At 65.5% G+C, this 19,842-nt stretch carries 19 protein-coding genes; 8 read left to right on the plus strand and 11 right to left on the minus strand.

What is annotated here, in order from left to right; genetic code table 11:
* Window positions 1–119 precede the first annotated feature (119 nt).
* Window positions 120–1,532, minus strand: coding sequence for an NADP-dependent phosphogluconate dehydrogenase (gene gndA, locus HBF32_RS05500; RefSeq protein WP_166698703.1), 1,413 nt, complete (start codon window positions 1,530–1,532; stop codon window positions 120–122).
* A 168-nt stretch (window positions 1,533–1,700) separates the two neighbouring features.
* On the opposite strand from gndA, the gene HBF32_RS05505 reads away from it, so the two are divergent.
* The 4 genes from HBF32_RS05505 to ykgO all read left to right on the plus strand — a co-directional run bounded on the left by HBF32_RS05505 (window position 1,701) and on the right by ykgO (window position 4,518).
* A complete protein-coding gene (locus tag HBF32_RS05505) occupies window positions 1,701–2,420 on the plus strand; it encodes a CoA transferase subunit A (RefSeq protein WP_166698704.1) in 720 nt (239 codons plus the stop codon).
* A gap of 10 nt (window positions 2,421–2,430) precedes the next feature.
* Window positions 2,431–3,066, plus strand: a complete 636-nt coding sequence (locus tag HBF32_RS05510; RefSeq protein WP_166698705.1) for a CoA transferase subunit B — start codon at window positions 2,431–2,433, stop codon at window positions 3,064–3,066.
* 323 nt (window positions 3,067–3,389) lie between these two features.
* Window positions 3,390–4,304: a LysR substrate-binding domain-containing protein gene (locus HBF32_RS05515; protein WP_166698706.1), complete on the plus strand. Its 915-nt coding sequence runs from the start codon at window positions 3,390–3,392 to the stop codon at window positions 4,302–4,304.
* Window positions 4,305–4,392: 88 nt separating this feature from the next.
* Window positions 4,393–4,518 (plus strand): type B 50S ribosomal protein L36, encoded by a 126-nt coding sequence (ykgO, locus tag HBF32_RS19240; protein ID WP_029213509.1) that lies wholly within the window; start codon window positions 4,393–4,395, stop codon window positions 4,516–4,518.
* Window positions 4,519–4,590: 72 nt separating this feature from the next.
* On the opposite strand, the gene HBF32_RS05525 is transcribed toward ykgO, so the two are convergent.
* The 3 genes from HBF32_RS05525 to HBF32_RS05535 all read right to left on the minus strand — a co-directional run bounded on the left by HBF32_RS05525 (window position 4,591) and on the right by HBF32_RS05535 (window position 8,508).
* The gene (locus HBF32_RS05525) at window positions 4,591–6,390 is read right to left on the minus strand and encodes a tetratricopeptide repeat-containing diguanylate cyclase (RefSeq protein ID WP_166698707.1); all 1,800 of its coding nucleotides are present in this window, start codon (window positions 6,388–6,390) and stop codon (window positions 4,591–4,593) included.
* A gap of 4 nt (window positions 6,391–6,394) precedes the next feature.
* On the minus strand, window positions 6,395–6,703 hold the full coding sequence (locus HBF32_RS05530) for a hypothetical protein (RefSeq protein ID WP_166698708.1): 309 nt from the start codon (window positions 6,701–6,703) through the stop codon (window positions 6,395–6,397).
* A 182-nt stretch (window positions 6,704–6,885) separates the two neighbouring features.
* Window positions 6,886–8,508: an OFA family MFS transporter gene (locus tag HBF32_RS05535; RefSeq protein WP_166698709.1), complete on the minus strand. Its 1,623-nt coding sequence runs from the start codon at window positions 8,506–8,508 to the stop codon at window positions 6,886–6,888.
* Window positions 8,509–8,766: 258 nt separating this feature from the next.
* On the opposite strand from HBF32_RS05535, the gene HBF32_RS05540 reads away from it, so the two are divergent.
* Window positions 8,767–9,954 (plus strand): M35 family metallo-endopeptidase, encoded by a 1,188-nt coding sequence (locus HBF32_RS05540; protein ID WP_166698710.1) that lies wholly within the window; start codon window positions 8,767–8,769, stop codon window positions 9,952–9,954.
* Here HBF32_RS05540 and HBF32_RS05545 read toward each other — a convergent pair whose 3' ends face one another.
* The 4 genes from HBF32_RS05545 to HBF32_RS05560 all read right to left on the minus strand — a co-directional run bounded on the left by HBF32_RS05545 (window position 9,955) and on the right by HBF32_RS05560 (window position 12,632).
* Window positions 9,955–10,449 (minus strand): Ohr family peroxiredoxin, encoded by a 495-nt coding sequence (locus tag HBF32_RS05545; RefSeq protein WP_166698711.1) that lies wholly within the window; start codon window positions 10,447–10,449, stop codon window positions 9,955–9,957. It abuts the gene before it with no gap.
* Window positions 10,450–10,464: 15 nt separating this feature from the next.
* Window positions 10,465–11,235 carry an SDR family oxidoreductase gene (locus HBF32_RS05550; RefSeq protein WP_166698712.1) on the minus strand — a complete coding sequence of 257 codons (771 nt, stop codon included), beginning with the start codon at window positions 11,233–11,235 and terminating at the stop codon, window positions 10,465–10,467.
* A 72-nt stretch (window positions 11,236–11,307) separates the two neighbouring features.
* On the minus strand, window positions 11,308–12,309 hold the full coding sequence (locus HBF32_RS05555) for a LysR family transcriptional regulator (RefSeq protein ID WP_166698713.1): 1,002 nt from the start codon (window positions 12,307–12,309) through the stop codon (window positions 11,308–11,310).
* Complete coding sequence (locus tag HBF32_RS05560) at window positions 12,306–12,632, minus strand: sigma factor-like helix-turn-helix DNA-binding protein (protein ID WP_166698714.1); 327 nt, start codon at window positions 12,630–12,632, stop codon at window positions 12,306–12,308. Before HBF32_RS05560 ends, HBF32_RS05555 begins: the two co-directional genes overlap by 4 nt.
* 98 nt (window positions 12,633–12,730) lie before the next feature.
* On the opposite strand from HBF32_RS05560, the gene HBF32_RS05565 reads away from it, so the two are divergent.
* The 3 genes from HBF32_RS05565 to HBF32_RS05575 all read left to right on the plus strand — a co-directional run bounded on the left by HBF32_RS05565 (window position 12,731) and on the right by HBF32_RS05575 (window position 14,636).
* On the plus strand, window positions 12,731–13,210 hold the full coding sequence (locus HBF32_RS05565) for a carboxymuconolactone decarboxylase family protein (RefSeq protein WP_166698715.1): 480 nt from the start codon (window positions 12,731–12,733) through the stop codon (window positions 13,208–13,210).
* Between the two features lie 22 nt (window positions 13,211–13,232).
* Complete coding sequence (locus tag HBF32_RS05570; protein WP_166698716.1) at window positions 13,233–13,646, plus strand: cupin domain-containing protein; 414 nt, start codon at window positions 13,233–13,235, stop codon at window positions 13,644–13,646.
* 99 nt (window positions 13,647–13,745) lie between these two features.
* Entirely contained in the window at window positions 13,746–14,636 is an 891-nt protein-coding gene (locus HBF32_RS05575) for an RNA polymerase sigma-70 factor (RefSeq protein WP_166698717.1), read from the plus strand.
* A 102-nt stretch (window positions 14,637–14,738) separates the two neighbouring features.
* Here HBF32_RS05575 and greA read toward each other — a convergent pair whose 3' ends face one another.
* From greA to carA, 3 genes are read right to left on the minus strand one after another with little or no spacing between them, the layout of a single operon-like run.
* Complete coding sequence (gene greA / locus HBF32_RS05580; protein ID WP_166698718.1) at window positions 14,739–15,221, minus strand: transcription elongation factor GreA; 483 nt, start codon at window positions 15,219–15,221, stop codon at window positions 14,739–14,741.
* Complete coding sequence (carB, locus tag HBF32_RS05585; protein ID WP_166698719.1) at window positions 15,218–18,445, minus strand: carbamoyl-phosphate synthase large subunit; 3,228 nt, start codon at window positions 18,443–18,445, stop codon at window positions 15,218–15,220. Before carB ends, greA begins: the two co-directional genes overlap by 4 nt.
* Before the next feature lie 49 nt (window positions 18,446–18,494).
* Window positions 18,495–19,637 (minus strand): glutamine-hydrolyzing carbamoyl-phosphate synthase small subunit, encoded by a 1,143-nt coding sequence (gene carA, locus HBF32_RS05590; RefSeq protein ID WP_166698720.1) that lies wholly within the window; start codon window positions 19,635–19,637, stop codon window positions 18,495–18,497.
* Window positions 19,638–19,842 lie beyond the last annotated feature (205 nt).

Raw genomic sequence — 19,842 nt, forward strand, 5'->3', positions numbered from 1 at the left:
CTGGCCTGTTGCCGATCCGCCAACTCTAAAGGGAGGGTCCCTACAGCGCTAGCTCCCCGTGGCCGACCTGCTTCACGGGATTCGACTTACACCGAATTCAGAAAGTTCCTAGGAGTACATCATTCTGCCCATTCCGCGTGGAAACTGCCCTTCTCGTCGACGCGCTCGAAGGTGTGCGCTCCGAAGAAGTCGCGCTGCGCCTGGATGAGGTTGGCGGGCAGCGTCTCGGCACGGTAGCTGTCGTAATAGGCCACCGCCGCCGAAAAACCCGGCACCGGAACGCCGACCCGCACCGCTTCCCCCACCACCTCGCGCAGGGCCGCCTGGTAGGACTGGGCCACGTCGCGGAAGTAGGGGTCGAGGAGCAGGTTCTTCAGGGCTCCGTCGTGCTTGTAGGCATCGGTGATCTTCTGCAGGAAGCGGGCGCGGATGATGCAGCCGGCACGGAAGATCTTGGCGATGCCGCCGTAATCCAGGTCCCAGCGGTTTTCGTCCGAGGCTGCGCGCAACTGGGCGAAGCCCTGCGCGTAGGAAATGATCTTGCTCATATAAAGCGCGCGGCGCACGGACTCGACGAAGGCCTTACGGTCGCCGGTGAATCCCGGAACCTGCGGCCCGGCCAGCACCCGGCTGGCGGCGACGCGCTCCTCCTTCATGGAAGACAACACGCGGGCGAACACCGATTCGGTGATGAGCGTGAGGGGAACGCCCAGGTCGAGCGCACTCTGGCTCGTCCATTTGCCGGTGCCCTTTTGCGCGGCGCGATCGAGGATCATGTCCACGAGCATCTTTCCGCTCTTCTCGTCCTTGCGGCGGAAGATCCTGGAGGTGATCTCGATGAGGAAGCTGTCGAGCTCGCCCTCGTTCCATTCGCGGTAGACGTCGGCCAGTTCCTCGTTGGACAGGCCGGCCACGTGCTTGAGCACGGCATAGCTTTCGGCGATCAATTGCATGTCGCCGTATTCGATGCCGTTGTGCACCATCTTCACGTAATGCCCCGCGCCGCCCGGCCCGATGTAGATGACACAGGGTTCGCCGTCCGGCGCCCGCGCGGCGATCTCCGTGAGGATCGGCGCCACCAGGTCGTACGCGTCGCGCGGCCCGCCGGGCATGATCGATGGACCCTTCAGTGCGCCCTCCTCGCCGCCGGACACGCCGGTGCCGATGAAGTGCAGGCCGTCGGCGGCCAGTTGCTCGCCACGGCGCACCGTGTCCTTGTAATAAGTGTTGCCGCCGTCGATCAGGATGTCGCCTTTGTCCAGGAGGGGGCGCAGCTGTTCGATCACGGCGTCCGTGCCCGCGCCCGCCTGCACCATGAGCAGGATCCGGCGCGGCTTCTCCAGCGACTCCACGAACGCCTCGAGCGTATAGGAAGGCACCAGCTTCCTGCCCGGGCTCTCCGCCATCACCTCGTCCGTCTTTTCCCGGCTGCGGTTGAAGATCGACACCGCATGACCGCGGCTTTCGATGTTCCAGGCCAGGTTGCGGCCCATGACGGCCATGCCGATCACGCCGATCTTCTGCTTGCTCACGGGAGGGTCTCCGACTGGGAAAGGCGTCAGGATGGAACCATGCGCATCAAAGCGCCATAACGGCCGCCGGTTCTTGCAAGTTTCCCGCACTGCGGCGAAGCCCTTCGCCGGGCTCGGCTATGATGGGCGGCGAACCGGCGGCCGGACCGCCCGGAAGGATCGAAGCGCATGAACCAGGTGAAGTCGCACTCGCGCGACAAACGCGTCGCCAGCGCCCGGGAGGCGCTCGCGGGTCTCGTGGCCGACGGGCAGACCGTCGCCGTCGGCGGTTTCGGCCTCTGCGGCATACCGGAACTGCTCATCGAGGCGCTGCGCGACTCCGGCGTGACCGGCCTCACCGCCGTCTCCAACAACGCCGGAATCGACGGCGTGGGCCTGGGCCAGCTCCTCGGCACCCGCCAGATCCGGAAGATGATTTCCTCGTACGTGGGCGAGAACAAGGAGTTCGAGCGCCAGTTCCTCGCCGGCGAGCTGGAAGTGGAGTTCACGCCGCAGGGCACCCTGGCCGAGAAGCTGCGCGCCGGCGGCGCCGGCATCCCGGCCTTCTTCACCCGCACCGGCTACGGCACCCAGGTCGCGGAAGGCAAGGAAACCCGCGAATTCGACGGGCACATGTACGTGATGGAACGGTCCATCGTGGCCGACGTGTCGCTGGTGAAGGCGTGGAAGGCCGATCCGTCGGGCAACCTCGTCTACCGGAAGACCGCGCGCAACTTCAATCCGATGGTCGCGACGGCGGGCAAGGTCTGCATCGCCGAGGTGGAGATCATGGTCGAGGTGGGCGAACTGGACCCGGACCAGATCCATACGCCGGGCATCTACGTGGACCGCATCGTGCATAATCCCGCGCCGTCGAAGCGCATCGAACAGCGCACCGTGCGCGCCTGAGGAGACCACCATGGCCTGGACCCGCGAACAGATGGCGCAGCGCGCCGCCCTGGAACTCTCCGATGGCGATTACGTGAACCTCGGCATCGGCTTGCCGACGATGGTCGCGAACCACCTGCCCCAAGGCGTGGACGTGTGGCTGCAATCGGAAAACGGCCTGCTCGGCATCGGCCCCTTCCCTACCGAGGAAGAAGTGGACGCCGATCTCATCAACGCCGGCAAGCAGACGGTGACCGCCCGCCCGGGCGCGTCGTATTTCTCCAGCGCCGATTCCTTCGCCATGATCCGCGGCGGACACATCGACATTTCCATCCTCGGCGCCATGCAGGTCACCGGCGAGGGCGACATCGCGAACTGGATGGTGCCCGGAAAGATGGTGAAGGGGATGGGCGGCGCCATGGACCTGGTGGCGGGCGTGAAGCGCGTCGTGGTGCTCATGGAACACATGGCGAAGGACGGCACGCCCAAGATCCTGACCGAGTGCACCCTGCCGCTCACCGGCAAAGGCGTGGTGAACCGGATCATCACCGACCTGGCGGTGTTCGACGTGGTGCCGGGCGGGCTCGAGCTCGTGGAGCTGGCGCCAGGGGTGGATGAGGCGCAGGTTCGCGCCGGTACTGGCTGCGATTTCACCTCGAAGGTCTGACACCGCCGTTGTAGGAGCCGCTATAGCGGCGAGGAAACCTCGCGGGAGCTTGCCCTTTCGCGAGATTGCTCTCGCCGCTATAGCGGCTCCTACAAGGCCAGGCCGGTGTTTCCGGATGCAGAAAAGAAGTCGCCCCGCAGAGGACGCCTCAGCATGGGCCTCGGGGGGGGAGGTAGGCCGGATGCCGGTAGTTAGCGTCGATGCGGGGCGAGGGACCTACCGACCCAGGGGGAGGGGTTGGTGGTAGGTCGAGAAGAATCATAGATTTCCTAGGAAATTCCGGCCAATATATCTTTCGGCACTCACTTATTCGAAATTCGACTATGTTCGACCTCCGCCAGCTGCGCTACTTCGTCGAGGTTGCCGAAACCCTGAGCTTCACCCAGGCCGCGCAACGCCTGCATATTTCCCAGCCCCCGCTCTCTCAGCAGATCCAGTCGCTCGAGGCCGATCTCGGCGTGCGCCTGCTCGACCGTAACCGCCGCCGCGTGGCCCTGACGGAGCCCGGCCGGCTGTTCCTCGCGGAGGCCAAGGCCATCCTCGCCCGGGCCGAGACCGCCCGGACCGTGGTCACCGAAGCCGCCGCCGGCTTCACCGGCCAGCTGAGGCTCGCCTATGCCGTGTCGGTGTCTTTCCATCCGGCACTGCCGGAGACGTTGCTGCGCTTCTCCCATGCGGTGCCTGGCGTCAGCCTGCACCTGGGAGAAATGTTCACGGGAGCCCAGTACGACGCCATCCTCTCCGGACAGATCGACGTAGGCCTCCTGCGCGCCCACCCGGAGGGCGTGGCGAACGCCCGCCAGCTCGACGTGGAAGTGATCGACCACGAACCCCTGGTGATCGCCCTCCCCATGGGCCATCGGCTCGCGAAGCAACCCGTCCTGCGCATGGCCGACCTCGCCGGGGAACGCTTCGTCGCACCGCCGCGCGCCCTGGCGGCAACGCTCAACGACCGTCTGGCTCTTCTGGCGAACAAGGCGGGGTTCCGGCCGCACATCCGCCAGGAGGCCCAGCAGATCCCCTCCCTCCTTCCCCTGGTGGCTGCCGGCCTCGGCGTGGCGCTGGTGCCCGCGTCCCTGCGGGTGGTGCACCTGAAGGGCGTGGCCTTCGTGCCGGTCGACGATCCGGAGGCCCACCTGTTGCTCGCGGTGGCCTCGCGCGTGGACAATACGTCCCCGGTACTGGAGAGCTTCCTCCGCACCGTCCGCGAGGCCCGTTCGAAGCTTGGCCTCGGCTGAAAGACCAATGGTGGCCGGCGCTTGCGTAAGCCATGAGAGGCCGCTACAATTCCGTTTTTCCTTGTCCGTAAAGTTTCAGGAGCTGGCCGTGAAGGTGCTTTCCTCTTTGAAGTCCGCGAAGTCGCGTCACCGTGACTGCAAAGTCGTTCGCCGTCGCGGCAAAGTGTTCGTGATCTGCAAGAGCAACCCGCGTTTCAAGGCCCGTCAGCGCTGATCCAGCCGCGACGTGTCGAAAAAAAAGGGCCGCGCAAGCGGCCTTTTTTTATGCCGCATGGCCGGAGGGTCTTCATCCGCGCGCTTCGCTCAGGTACGGCGAATCCGGAATGTCGCCGGTATCCCCCATGAAGACGCAATTGCGCCCCGCCCGCTTGGCCCGGTAAAGCGCCGCGTCGGCCACGACCAGCAGGCGGTGCAACTCGAAGCCGCATTGCATGCTGCCGGCGATGCCGAAGCTCGCCGTCACCGTGAGGTCGGGCCGCGCCTGCGTGGCCGAGGTGGCCGCGATCGAGAGGCGCAACTGCTCCGCGCGGGCGCGGGCCTGTACCGGACTGCAGTCGGGCAGCAGCACCGCGAATTCCTCGCCGCCGAGGCGACCGAAGACATCGCAGGCATGCAGCGCGCGGCGGCATACGTCCACGCCGCGCTTGAGCACCTCGTCGCCGACGGCATGGCCGTAGGTATCGTTCACGGCCTTGAAGTGGTCGAGGTCGAACAGGATCACGCAGGCACCGCGATCGGAACGTGCACCATACGCCAGCACGCGCTGCGCCTGCTCCACGAAGTGCTCGCGGTTGCAGATGCCGGTCAGCCCGTCGCGCCGCGCCAGCTTCATGAAGCGCAGCTGCGAGCGCCGCAACCACAGCAGCAGCCAGCCGATCGCGCCGAGGCTGGCGAGCAGCACCACGATGTACAGCCGTCCCGTCTCCACTTCCTTCCGGTCGAGCGCGCCGGTAAGCCGCAGGATCTCGTTCTGCTTGTTGAGCGCGTCGACCTCCGCCTTGCGGGCCAGGAGCTGCTGGTCGACGATCTGGAACGCGAGACTGCGCGCGCTCACGTCGTTCAGATAGCCCTTGTCGGCTTCCATGTACTTCTCATGGTAGGCCAGCGCCGCCTGCGCATTGCCGAGCCGACGCTCCACCTCATAAAGCACGCCGTATCCCGTGCGCCGCGGATCGGTGAATTCGTCCTTGATCGAACCCGCGACTGCGGAAAGCGCGAAACGCCTCGCGTTGGTCAGGTCACCCAGTGCGAAGTACGACTGCGCGAGCGTGGCGTCGTATTCCGTCAGCAACGCCGGGTAATTCAGGGTCCGCAGACCGTCCCGTGACTCCGTCAGGATCTTCACGGCTTCGGCGGCGCGGCCTTGCGAGAGATGGAATGCGGCGATGTCGGCGCGCATGGTGTCCGCGAACACGTCGTCGCCCGTCGCGTCGCATACGTCCAGCGCCCGGAGGAACATCGGATCCAGCGTCTTCAGCCGGTTTGCCTCGCGCTCGGCGCGAAGCAGGTGCTGCGCCCCGATGCAGATCGTCCGCCCCGGTGGCGGGTTTTCCATCATCTCCCTGGCGTACGCTTCCGCTTGCTCGTATTGACCGGCCGAACTGAGCAACTGCGAGGCCTCGCCAAGCCCCTGGAAGCGCGCCTTTCCGTCGCGAATGGACGGCATCATTTCCTGCAGCTGGTTGAGCCGCACGAAAGCCTCCTGGTAACGATGCCCAACCCCGAGCAGGTTGATCAGCGTCGCCGTCGCGCGGAAGCGCAGCACGATGTCGGTTGCGTTGTCCGCGACCTCCTCCAGGGCTTTCCTGCCGGCGTCGTAGTCGCCGAGCCAGGTATACCGCCACCCCTGGAGGAAGCGCAGCCTCCAATGTTCGACCGGCGTCAGCTTCGCGTCGCGCGCCTCCAGTCCGTCGAGCAGGCGACCGAAGCCTTCGAAGTCCTTGATCTTGATGTCGTCGGCGCGGGACAGGATCGCCTCGGGGGACGACGGGATGCCCCCCTCGTCGGGTGCGGCACGCAATCCCGTGCAAACCACCAGCAACACGGTGGCCAGCAACGGGAGAACATGGCGCAACGACGTCTTCATGGCCTCAACGGGACGGATCCTCGGGCGGCATGCGCGAGATGTTCCCGTCGGGCTCGCCGTCGCCGTTCTCGTCGTCTTCGTCGCCGGGATAGTCCTCCTCTCGCTGAGGATCGTCCGGCATCTGCGAACAGCAATATCCGCCCCGGCCCAACAGGGCGCGGAGCGCATCGCCGTCTGACCCGGACAGTGCGCGGCCGAGTTCGACGTCGTCGACACCGGCGTCGAGCAGCGCGATGCGCACGACATCCGCGGACGCGTGCCGCAGCGCCGCATCGCTGCCGGCGCGCGCAAGGAATTCGATGACCTTCCCCATCTGCCTCGTCCTTTGAGCCGGGGCCCCACCCCGGCCCTCGCGGCGGACCTCCCCTCGAGGCCACTCGCGAGCGGATGATAGTCCTCTGGGCCAGTCCGGAGTAGTAGGCCAACCGGACCGGCCGAAGGGAATGCGATGCAGATCAGATACCTGGCATGGCAGGTACCGGGAACGCGGAGTTATTACAGCAGCGCGGCCGCCTTCTCCAGGGCGATCCACACGCCCACGAGGAACGGGATGCCCACGCCGAGCCATGCCAGCGTGCCCACCGCGCCGAACCGTCCGCGAGCCACGGCGGCAAGGTCTTCCTCCGACGCGGAAGCTTCGTGTTGCAGCGAACGCTCGCGCGCCAGCTCTTCCTCGGTCATGTGGTACTTAGGATCGACCGGGCGAACGAAGAGGTTGCAGACGAGACCCACGAGCAACAGGCCGGCGAGGATGTACAGCGTGCGGTCGTAGACCAGGGTCTTCTGCACGCCCGCGTTGAGTTGGGCTTCCCGCACGCCAGCGATCAATACCGGCCCGACGATCCCCGCCACCGACCATGCGGTGAGCAGGCGGCCATGGATGGCACCCACCATCTGCGTGCCGAAGATATCCGCGAGGTAGGCCGGCACGGTGGCGAAGCCACCGCCGTACATGGAGATGATCAGGCACACGGTGATGACGAAGGCACCCGCCATGCCCATGTGGCCCAAGGTGGGCAACAGGCAATAGAGCGCGATGCCGAGCACGAAGAACACCACGTAGGTGAGTTTGCGGCCGAGGTAGTCCGAGGCCGAGGCCCAGCCCAGGCGGCCAAGCGAGTTGAACAGGCTGATGAGTCCCACGAGGCCCGCCGCGGCCGCCGCGATCGCCGCCTTCTGCCCGGTGCTCAGCTCCGCCGTGGGATGCACGCCGAGCAGGCCCGCCCCGAACACGTCCTGGAGCATGGGGCTGGCCATCGATATGACGCCGATGCCCGCGGTCACGTTGAGGCAGAGCACGCCCCAGATCAGCCAGAACTGCGGTGTCTTCCAGGCCCGGTTGAGGTGGACGTGGTGATGGGTGATGAGGGGAGCCTTCTTCGCGCCGGCCGCCTCCGGCTGGAAACCCAGCGGCTTCCAACCCTTCGGCGTCACGCGGAAGCCGAAGGCGCCCAGCGACATCACCACGAAATAGAGGATACCCATGCACACCAGGGTGGACGCGACGCCGGCCGCGACGCCGTTGCCGAACACCGTCATCAGTTTCACGGCGATGGGCGCACCGATCATCGCGCCGCCGCCATAACCCATGATCGCGAAGCCGGTGGCAAGGCCGCGACGGTCGGGGAACCATTTGATGAGGGTCGATACGGGTGTGATGTAACCGAGCCCCTGCCCTACACCACCCAGGACGCCACAGCCGAGGTACACCAGCCACAGCTGGTGCATCGATACGCCGATGCCGCCGAGGACGAGGCCACCGCCCCAGCAACAGGCGGCGATGAAACCGGCCTTGCGCGGCCCCGCATGTTCCAGCCAGCCGCCCCAGATCGCGGCGGCCACGCCGAGCATCGCAATGAAGGTTTCGAAGACGTGGTTGACCGCCGGCACCGTCCAGTTGCAGGTGGTAGTGGTGAGCTGGTCGACGAAACCCTGACCGGCGCAGAGCGCGGCATCCGCTCCCGGCACCAGCTTCGTCATCGGCAGCCAGAACACGGAGAACCCGTAGGCCATGCCGATACAAAGGTGGATGGCGAGCGCCGCCGGGGGCACGAGCCAGCGATTGAACTTCGGTCCCGCGATCGTACGTTCCCGCGCCAGCAAGCCGCCTGAAGCCATGTGTCATCCCCTGCAGATGAAGGTGCAATTGCGCTGGAGGCATCTTAGGCAGGTTTTCGGCAAGCGCCACCCTACCTTGGTCTTATGGCGGGGCTTCGGAGTGGCTTGTCAAGGCGAAGAGTCTCGACTTGACGCGCTCCTTCTCGAGCTGAGACCCACGTCCACATCCCGGACTAGGTCGGGTCATTTTCGGAGTAGTCCTATAGCGAGGATTGTCCCTCCGCTCCAGGATCCAGCCTTCCCTGCAGGAGCAAACAAATGCGCAGACGGTTCACTCTGCCAATGATCGCCTTCATCCTGATGACGGCTTTCGAACTTCAAGCCGCAATGGCCGCGGGGCGTATCGAAGCCAAACTCGCTCTCTCGACGGATCCGAGGGCACCCAGCCCCGCCACCATTGTCGTTACACTAACCAACACCGGCGATGCACCGGTCAACGTCTTTCGCTGGTGGACACCTTTCGCCGCCCCGGACGGACGGCTACCTCAGCCTGTGTTCGATCTTACGGACGACACGGGAAAGCCGGTCAGATATATGGGCAGGCGGGTGAACACGGGAGCGGTACGATTAGCTCACTTCATACAGGTGGCGCCAGGGGAAACACTTGAGCGCGAGGTCGACCTGACCAAGGAATACGATTTCATACGCGCGGGTTGGTATGACATCCGGTTCGACTTGCATCTGGAGACCTCGCTCGATCCGAAGAGGGCCCCCTTGGACGAATTGGAGCGCTTCGTTCCCAATGCCCAAGGCATCGTATCGACGAACCGCGTCCGGTTTCTGCTTCGCAATCCTATCCCGTGGATCCGCCGCGCTCCGGACGAGGTGGCCAGCTTGACCTGCGACGTTGAGCAGTCCGTCGACATCGAAAGCGCCCGTATCGGTGCCAGGGCCGACGCGACCCGTGCCGAGCGGTTCTTGAATACCATGATTTACGTGTACGAGTTCACCGGTGACGACTTCGTGCTTACGTTTAGGCCTCACCCGCGATATTCGCGGTGGTTCGGAACGCACGATCCTTCCGAACCCATGCCAGAAGATCCGGGTTGGGGAGCCGGGGACAATGCGCAGGTAAAACGCACTATAGAGACTGCAGCATTGCGCCTGGTCAATGGCGTCATCTCGCCTACGTGTGGCTGTAGCCCAGGGTATGAGGACACGATGGCATGGGCGGAAGATCACACCCCATATAACATTCACTTCTGCAAGAAGTTCTTCGATGCCTACAGCGATGGTCGGGATTCACGGCGCTCGGCGGTCTACCATGAAATGACCCATTTCTTTGACCACCGCCTGGACGGACGGTCGGATTACTCGTTTGTTACCAACCAGGAAAGTGCAAAGAATCTCGCTACAACCAATCGCTCGCATGCGGTCCGAAGTGCTTTGAATTACGAATACTTCGTCACCGACACGAGCAATAGGGAAGAGGCTGAGGAGCGTTAATCAGTTCTCAAGCCTCACGACGCACTCGATGCCCTGCCTCGCCATCTTCGCATACGGGCATAGCCGCTCGGTATGACGCACGAGGGCCTCGGCGATGGCACGCGGAACGCCGGGCAGCGCGATGATGACATGGGCTACCAGCGTGAACAGGCCGTCCATAGGGTCGCGGCCGAACGTAACTGCCGCGGTGACCGTGGCATCGCGGATCTCGATGCGCTCACGGACGGCCAGCAGGCTCAGCGCGCCATGGAAGCAGGCGGCGAAACCCGCGGCGAAGAGTTGCTCCGGATTGCTCCCGCCACCCGGCCCGCCCAATTCGGGGGGCAGGCGCAGGTTGATGTCGAGGCATCCGTCGGTGGACTGGGCGATGCCGGAGGCACGCCCATGCGCGGCATCGCCTCCGGTGACGCGAACGGTACCCGTGTACAGCGGGGCGAATTCGGCTCCGCTGTACCGGTCGAGCAAGGACACCGGAGGCGGCGTCGGCTTGGCCATGATCGTGGGAGTCCCTCAGGCCGCCGAAGCGTACCGGGCGTACTTCGAGGTCTTCAGCCAGGCGGGGAAATCGATCTTCCCCAGGTGCGCATCGGGGCCGGCCACCAGCGCGTCGTCGTCGAGCAAGGCGCCGAAGTACGGCGCCTTGGCGTCGCCGATCACCTTGTGCGGGTCCTGGATGATCTTCAGGAAGCGTGCCACAAGCTCCGACATGCGGAACTTCTCCGGGCCACCGATCTCGACCATGCCATTGACGGGCGTTCCGGTGGCCGCCAGGACCACCGCGGCGGCCACGTCGTCCGAGGCGATCGGCTGGATGTAGGCGGTAGGAAGCGTGATGCTGCCGCCTTGGGCGGCCGACTGCGCGATACCGCCCATGAATTCGAAGAACTGCGTCGAGCGGACGATCGTGTACGCGATACCCGATGCGGCGATCAGTCTCTCCTGCGCGAGCTTGGCCACCATGTAGTCGCTGTCGGTGAGCCGGTCGGCGCCCACGACGGACAAGGCCACGTGGTAGCGGACACCCGCCCGTTTTTCCGCCGCAAAGATGTTCCGCCCCGCCGTCTCGAAGAAGGCGAGCACATCCGGACCCACGAAAACGGGCGAGTTGGCCAGGTCGATGACGGTGTCGACCCCGGTCATGGCCGCATCCAGGCCCTCGCCGGTGATCGTGTTCACGCCCGACTGGGGCGAGGCGGCGATCGCCTCGTGATGCATGTCGCGCAGCCGCTGCACGACCTTGCTTCCGATGAGGCCGGTACCGCCAATGACGAGGATTTTCATGATCGTGACCTCTGCTGAACGTCGAATCATCCTAGATTCGGCCCGCTCGGCCCGGTAGCACCGTCCGGGGGATCACGATGTTGCCATGGCAGCACCAATGGGCAGGATGCTGCCGCATTCCAGGTCCAGGGCGCGGATGGCGCCGATCATGAAGTCGATGAACACACGGATACGCGATGGCAGCTGCTGGCGGCTCTGGTAGCAGATGTAATGCCCGCGGTCGTCGGGCGCGTACTGCATCAGGCAGGGCACCAGGCGCCCCGAGCGCAGGTGCTCGCAGACCAGGTAGCCGGCCAGCTGGCCGACCCCCCGTCCGTCCAGCACCGCCTGCAGGACCAGGTCGGTGTCGTTGAACACCTCCATGGCCGGGGGCAGCGCCTTGCGCAGGCGGCCGTCGACCTTGAACTCCCACTCGTCGATGCGGCCGGAACCCGTGCGGTAATGAATGCCGCTGTGCGTCGCCAGCGCATCCACGCTTTCGATGGCCCCGTGTTCGCGCAGGTATTCGGCCGTGGCGCATACGAACATCTGCATCGGCACGACCTGTCGCGCGACGATCTGGCTGTCTTCCATGCGGCCGTTGCGGAATGCCACGTCCACGCGATCGCCGGTGAAATCGAACGGGCGATCGTCGAGCAGGAGGTCGATGGCGATCCCGGGATACGCATCGCGGAACGCGTTCAGCAGCGGCGCCACCACCTTGCGTCCGAAACCCACCGGCGCGCCGATGCGAAGCTGGCCGCGCGGCGGTCCGTCACGAAGCTCGCGCATGTCGTCCAGCGCCTGGGCGATACGCTCCACGCCCGGATGGCAGTTCTCGAAGAAGATCTCACCTTCGCGGGTGAGCGAGGTGCTGCGCGTGGTCCGCGAGAAAAGGCGCGCCCCCACCTGCTGTTCCAGCTTCTGCACGCTGCGGCTCACGGCCGAGCGGCCGATGCCGAGCCGGTCGGCGGCACGGGCGAAGCTGCCCTCGTTCACCACCGCGATGAAGGCGATCACGCCCGCATAGCTGGCGGAAAACGACGTGGCGAGCGCATCCGCGCCCCCGCCGCTCGACGGCGAATGGAAGTTCATGGCAAATCCTCGTTCTGCGGCCGGGCGTGGTACGAACCGGCCGCCTGTATGTAAGAGCGTGCATCGTGGAGCAGCTCACGACAAGCGCCGGCATCGCGGCGCAGCAACATGGCCACCTCGTCGATGCCCGCCTCGAAGATGTCGCTCATCAGGAAAGCCACACGGGCATCCGGCGGCAGACCGTCGAGCGCGTCGAGAAGTCCATTGAGGACGGAGTCGACTGGCTGCCGTGTCGATAGCTGCCTGCGCAAACTTTCGTAGACGGTCGTATGCGGGTCCATATCCAACAGACGAAGCGGACCCGCCGTCTGTGACATGGCCATTGGTGACTGCCGGGCAACACCATGGTCACGCCCGGATACCTACTCCCGCGCCGGGGGCGGTCATAGCCTTTTCGCCATCCCCACAGAGGATCCACCCGATGAGCCAGCGCCTCGATTACATGCAGCAGTCCCCGGACATGGTCAAGAAATTCATGGAGCTGAACGCCCTGATCAGGAAATCCACCCTGGGCGATACGATCCACGACCTCGTCAACATCCGGGCCTCGCAGCTGAACGGCTGCGCCTTCTGCATCGACATGCACCACAAGGAAGCGACGATCCACGGCGAGCGCGCGCTGCGCCTTTACCACGTGGCGGTGTGGCGCGAATCCAAGCTGTTCGAGCCGCGCGAGCGCGCCGCCCTCGCCTGGACCGAAGCCCTGACCCAGATCCCCGCCGACGGCATCCCGGACGAACTCTACGAACGGGTGCGCGGCCAGTTCTCCGAGAAGGAACTCTCCGACCTGACCTTCCTGGTCATGTGCATCAACGCCTGGAATCGCGCGAACGTCGCGTTCCTGCCCACCCCCGGCGCCTTCGACAAGGCCTGGGGCCTGGACAAGGCCGGCCTTTCCTGAGCCCCCAACCGAGGACACTCCCATGCGCATCGTCAAGGTACTCGCCCTGCTTCTCGCCCTTTCCCCGGCGCTCGCCCTCGCCCAGAAGGATCCGGCGGACGGCGCTCCGCAGCCCGACGTCAAGGACCTGATGACCAAGGCGCTGAAAGATAATCCGGGCAAGGAGATCACCATGATTTCCGTGGACTACCCACCCGGCGCGATCGAGCACGTGCACCGCCACGACGCCCACGCCATGTTGTACGTGATCGAAGGCAACATCGTGATGGGCGTGAAGGGTAAGCCGGAGCAGAAGCTCAAGGCCGGCGACACCTTCTACGAAGGCCCGGACGACATCCACACTGTCGGACGCAACGCCAGCAAGACCGAACCGGCGAAGTTCGTGGTGTTCATCCTCAAGGACAAGGACAAGCCGCTGATCATGCCCGCCCATTGAACGCCGCGGCATCCTGCAGGAGCCGCCATAGCGGCTCCTGCAGGGACGATTTTGCTCAAGACGCGTCACGAACGGGCTGGCAGAATCGTCTTGATGGGTATGAACGAAGCCACAGCGACCTTTTCCGCCCTGCGGCCCCGCTTGCACGGCATCGCCTACCGGATGCTCGGCTCGGTGGCGGAGTCGGAAGACGTGGTCCAGGACATCTGGCTGAGCTGGAACGGCGCCGAGCGCGACACCATCGACAACCCCGAAGCCTGGCTGGTGGCCGCCACGACACGGCGCGCCATCGACCGGCTCCGTGCCGTCAAGGCGCGGCGCGAGGAGTATGTGGGCATCTGGCTGCCCGAGCCGATCCTCACGGACGACGGCGCATCGCCGGAAGACCTCCAGGAACTGGCCAGCGACGTCTCCGTCGCCTTCCTCCTGCTGCTCGAACGCCTTTCTCCGGAAGCCCGCGCCGCCTTCCTGCTGCGCGAGGTGCTGGACGCCGACTACCCGGAAATCGCCAGCACCCTCGGCAAGAGCGAGGCCGCCTGTCGCCAGCTGGTGCATAGGGCCAAGGACCAGCTTCGCGACGAGCGTCCCCGGCAGACCGTGCCGCAGGACGCCCATCGGGTCCTGATGCGCCGCTTCGCCGACGCGATGGCCCGCGGCGACTTCCAGGCCTTGCGTTCCATGCTGGCGGCGGACGCCGATCTCAGCGGCGATGGCGGCGGAAAAGTCACGAGCTTCCCAAAACCGATGCTCGGCGGCCAGCGTATCGCCCAGCTGTTCTATGCCGGACACCTCCGCTACGGCGACAAGGTGCAGGTGCGCGTGGTGCGCATCAACGGCGAATGGTCGTTGCTCCGATACATCAAAGGCGAGCTGGAATCCGCGCAGACCTTCGTCACGGACGGGGAGAAGATCCTCAGCATCCACGCCCAGCGCAATCCGGACAAGCTGTCCCGGATTGCGCGCGGACTACAGGGGTTCCATCCAGCCTGACGCTCGTCGCTCCTGCGGAGGCAGGAACCCGGCGACTCGTTCGTCCGTCACCGCACGAAGCCGCCGGAAGCCCCCGCCCTCGCAGGGACGACGGTCGCGGCGTCAGCTGTAGCGGACACCCGTGATTTCGTAATTCCTCAACCCGTTCGGTGCCTTGAACTCGAATTCGTCGCCTTCCATCTTGCCGATGAGCGCACGCGCGATCGGCGACGACACGGCGATGAGGTTCTGCTTGATGTCGGCTTCGATGTCGCCAACGATCGTGTAGGTGACCTCGGCATCGCTGTCGAGGTCGACCAGGTCGACGATGGCGCCGAAGACGATCTTCTTCCCCGGATTCAGGCGCTCGGTGTCGATGACTTCCGAATTCGACAGCGCGGCCTCCAGCTCGTTGATACGACCTTCGTTGAAGCCATGCAGCTCGCGCGCCGCGTGGTACTCGGCGTTCTCCTTGAGGTCGCCGTGCGCGCGCGCCTCTGCCACGGCATTGATCAGCTCCTGGCGCTTCGGACCCTTCAGCTGCTCCAGTTCCGCGCGAAGGCGGTCGGCGCCCTTCCTGGTCAGCGGGGGACGTGTGCTGCTCATGCGTGAAGCTCCTTGTGCAGGTCCTGCAGGCTGTTGACCTCGCCGTCGGCGTGGAAGTCGAGCGAATGCACCAGGGCACGCGCGCCCGCGACGGTCGTGGAGTACGTGACGCGCTGCTGCAGCGCTTCGCGGCGGATCGAGAACGAGTCGGAAATGGCCTGCTTGCCTTCCGTCGTGTTGACGATATAGACCACCTCGCCGTTCTTGATGAGGTCGACGATGTGCGGGCGACCCTCCAGCACCTTGTTGATGCGCTCGCACGCCACGCCGTTGTCCTGGAGAAACGTCGCCGTGCCCGAGGTGGCGACGATGGCGTAGCCGCGAGCGGCCACGTCCTGCGCGATCGGCAGCAGGCGATCCTTATCGGCGTCGCGCACGGACATGAACACCTTGCCCTTCGGCGGCGCCTTGATGCCCGCGGCTTCATGGCCACGCGCGAAGGCGGCGCCGAAGCTGCGGCCCACGCCCATCACCTCGCCGGTGGAGCGCATCTCGGGACCGAGGATCGGGTCGACGTTCTGGAACTTCAGGAACGGGAAGATCGCTTCCTTCACCGAGTAGTACGACGGGATGATCTCCTTCGTCGCCCCCTGGTCGGCGAGCGTGCGACCGGCCATGGCGCGCGCCGCGATCTTCGCCAGCGACATGCCCGTGGCCTTGCACACGAACGGCACCGTGCGCGAGGCACGCGGGTTCACCTCGAGGATGAACACGTCGTCGCCCTGGATGGCGAACTGCGTGTTCATCAGGCCGATGACCTTCAACTCCTGCGCCATGGCCTTCACCTGGCGACGCATTTCGTCCTGCACCTCGGCGCTGAGCGAATACGGCGGCAGCGAGCACGACGAGTCGCCCGAGTGTACGCCGGCTTCCTCGATGTGCTCCATGATGCCGCCCACCAGCACGTTGCCCTCGGCGTCGGCGACGATGTCCACGTCGACTTCCACGGCGTGGTCGAGGAAGCGGTCGAGCAGCACCGGCGATTCGTTCGACACCTGCACCGCCTCGCGGATGTAGCGCGCGAGGTCGGCATCGGCGTAGACGATTTCCATGGCGCGGCCGCCCAGCACGTAGCTGGGCCGAACCACCAGCGGGTAGCCGATCTCGCGGGCGAGGGCCAGCGCTTCGTCGGCGTTGCGCGCGGTGCGGTTCGGCGGCTGCTTCAGGCCGAGCTTCTGGATCATCTTCTGGAAGCGCTCGCGATCTTCCGCGAGATCGATCGAGTCGGCGCTGGTGCCGATCACCGGCACGCCGGCGGCCTCGAGCGCGCGCGCGAGCTTCAGCGGGGTCTGCCCGCCGTACTGCACGATGACGCCCTTCGGCTTCTCCAGGTCGACGATCTCCAGCACGTCCTCGAGCGTCAGCGGCTCGAAGTACAGGCGGTCGGAGGTGTCGTAGTCGGTGGACACGGTCTCCGGGTTGCAGTTGACCATGATGGTCTCGAACCCGTCCTCGCGCAGGGCGAGGGCCGCGTGAACGCAGCAGTAGTCGAACTCGATACCCTGGCCGATGCGGTTCGGGCCACCGCCGAGGACGATGATCTTGTCCTTGTTCGTCGGGTTCGCCTCGCACTCTTCCTCGTAGGTCGAGTACATGTAGGCCGTGGTGGTCGCGAACTCGGCCGCGCACGAGTCGACGCGCTTGTACACCGGGCGCACGCCGAGGGTGCGGCGCACGTGGCGCACGGCAGCCTCGTCGGTACCGACCAGCTCGGCCACGCGCGCGTCGGAGAAGCCCATGCGCTTCAACTCGCGCATGCGCGGCTCGTCCAGCGCCGTGAGGCCCTGGCGCTGCACCTCGCCCTCGGTCATCACGATGTCCTCGAACGCAGCGAGGAACCAGGGATCGATGCGGGTGAGTTCGTGCACTTCCTCGAGCGACAGGCCGGCACGGAAGGCGTCGGCCACGTGGAACACACGGTCCGGACGCGGCTCGCGCAGTTCGCGCTTGAGCATCTGGAAGCCTTCCTCGCTGCCGATGTCGAGACCGGTGGGATTCAGGCCGTTCTTGCCGATCTCCAGGCCGCGCAGGGCCTTCTGCATCGACTCGTGGAAAGTACGGCCCATCGCCATCACCTCGCCCACCGACTTCATCTGGGTGGTGAGGCGCGCATCGGCGGCCGGGAACTTCTCGAAGGCGAAGCGCGGGATCTTGGTGACCACGTAATCGATGGACGGCTCGAACGAGGCCGGGGTGAGGCCGCCGGTGATGTCGTTCTTGAGTTCGTCCAGCGTATAGCCGACGGCGAGCTTGGCCGCGACCTTCGCGATCGGGAAGCCGGTGGCCTTCGAGGCCAGCGCCGACGAGCGCGACACGCGCGGGTTCATCTCGATGACCACGACGCGGCCGTCCTCGGCGTTGATGCCGAACTGGACGTTGGAGCCGCCGGTGTCCACGCCGATCTTGCGCAGCACCGCGATGGACGCGTTACGCAGCCGCTGGTATTCCTTGTCGGTCAGCGTCTGCGCCGGCGCGACGGTGATCGAGTCGCCGGTGTGCACGCCCATCGGATCGAAGTTTTCGATCGAGCAGACGATGATGCAGTTGTCCGCCTTGTCGCGGACCACTTCCATCTCGAATTCCTTCCAGCCCAGCACCGACTCTTCGACCAGCACCTCGTGCACGGGCGAGAGCTCGAGGCCGCGACCGACGATCTCGACGAACTCTTCCTTGTTGTAGGCGATGCCGCCGCCCGAACCGCCGAGGGTGAAGCTCGGGCGGATGATGGTCGGGAAACCGACGGTGGCCTGGATCTCGAGCGCCTGCTCCATCGAGCGCGCCACGGCGGCCTTGGGGCATTCCAGGCCGATATCGGCCATGGCCTTGCGGAACAGGTCGCGGTCCTCGGCCATGCGGATGGCTTCGCGCGATGCGCCGATCAGTTCCACGCCGTACTTCTCGAGCACGCCGTTGTCGGCGAGGTCGAGCGCGCAGTTGAGGCCGGTCTGCCCGCCCATCGTCGGCAGCACCGCGTCGGGGCGCTCCTTGGCGATGATGCGTTCCACCGTCTGCCAGTTGATCGGCTCGATGTAGACGGCGTCGGCCGTTTCCGGGTCGGTCATGATCGTCGCCGGGTTCGAATTGACCAGGACGACGCGGTAACCCTCTTCCTTCAGCGCCTTGCAGGCCTGGGCGCCGGAGTAGTCGAACTCGCAGGCCTGGCCGATGACGATCGGGCCGGCGCCGATGACGAGGATGGTCTTGATGTCGCTGCGCTTTGGCATGTGTTTTTCTCGCGAATCGATGGCGGATGGAGGACGGCGGGGATGGGCGTCAGGACGCCCGTTTCGCCTTGTGCGCTTCCATCGCGGCAATGAACGTGTCGAACAGGTAGCCGACGTCTTCCGGGCCCGGGCTGGCTTCCGGGTGGCCCTGGAAGCAGAACGCCGGGCGGTCGGTCAGGGCAAAGCCCTGCAGCGAGCCGTCGAACAGCGAGGTGTGGGTGACGCGCACGTTGGCCGGCAGCGTCGCGGGATCCACGGCGAAGCCGTGGTTCTGCGAGCTGATCAGCACGCGGCCGGTATCGTGGTCCTTCACCGGGTGGTTCGCGCCGTGGTGGCCGAACTTCATCTTGAGCGTCTTCGCACCGATGGCCAGCGCCATGATCTGGTGGCCGAGGCAGATGCCGAAGGTCGGGATCATCGTGCCGAGGATCTGCCTGGTCGACTCGATCGCGTAGTCGCACGCGGCCGGATCGCCCGGGCCATTGGCCAGGAAGATGCCGTCCGGATCCATGGCGAGCACTTCGCTCGCGGGCGTCTGCGCCGGCACCACCGTGATGTCCACGCCGCGGCCGGCGAGCAGGCGCAGGATGTTCTGCTTCACGCCGTAGTCGTAAGCGACCACCTTGAACTTCTTGGGGGCGTTGTAGAACGCCTGCTTGTCGAGGTCGTAGACGCCCTCGGTCCACTGGTAGGTCTTCGTGGTACTCACGACCTTGGCGAGGTCCATGCCGTTGAGGCCCGGGAAGGCCTTCGCCTTCGCCACCGCCGCGTCGGCGTCGATGGCGTCGCCCGCCACGATGCAGCCGTTCAGCGCGCCCTTCTCGCGAAGGATGCGGGTGAGGCGGCGCGTGTCGATGCCGGCGATGGCCACGATGCCATGGCGCTGCAGGTAATGCGGCAGCGGCTCCGTGCTGCGCCAGTTGCTGGCGAGACGGGGCACGTCGCGCACGATGAGGCCCGCCGCGTGGACGCGGTCGGCCTCGATGTCGACGTCATTGGTACCGGTGTTGCCGATATGCGGGTACGTGAGGGTGACGATCTGGCGGGAATACGACGGGTCGGTCAGGATTTCCTGATAACCGGTCATGGCGGTGTTGAACACCACCTCGCCAACCGTCTCGCCGCGGGCACCGACGGCATGGCCGTGAAAAACGCTGCCGTCTTCGAGAGCAAGCAGAGCAGGAGTACGCATGGGATGGCCGCCTTCGGGTGCAGCAAGGCCCGCAAGCCAGCGTGAAGCGGCTCGTGGGCCTTGGGGAAAAGGAATCGTTGGGCGGGTAAGAATGATAGATGACAGACAGCTTTCTGTCCACCGGAAACGATGTCTGAACGCGTAGGAAATTGCCGCTGGCAACCCGCTCCGTCACGATACAATGCCGGCCGAGGTATCCACTCGA

The organism is Luteibacter yeojuensis (assembly GCF_011742875.1).
GTDB lineage: Bacteria > Pseudomonadota > Gammaproteobacteria > Xanthomonadales > Rhodanobacteraceae > Luteibacter > Luteibacter yeojuensis.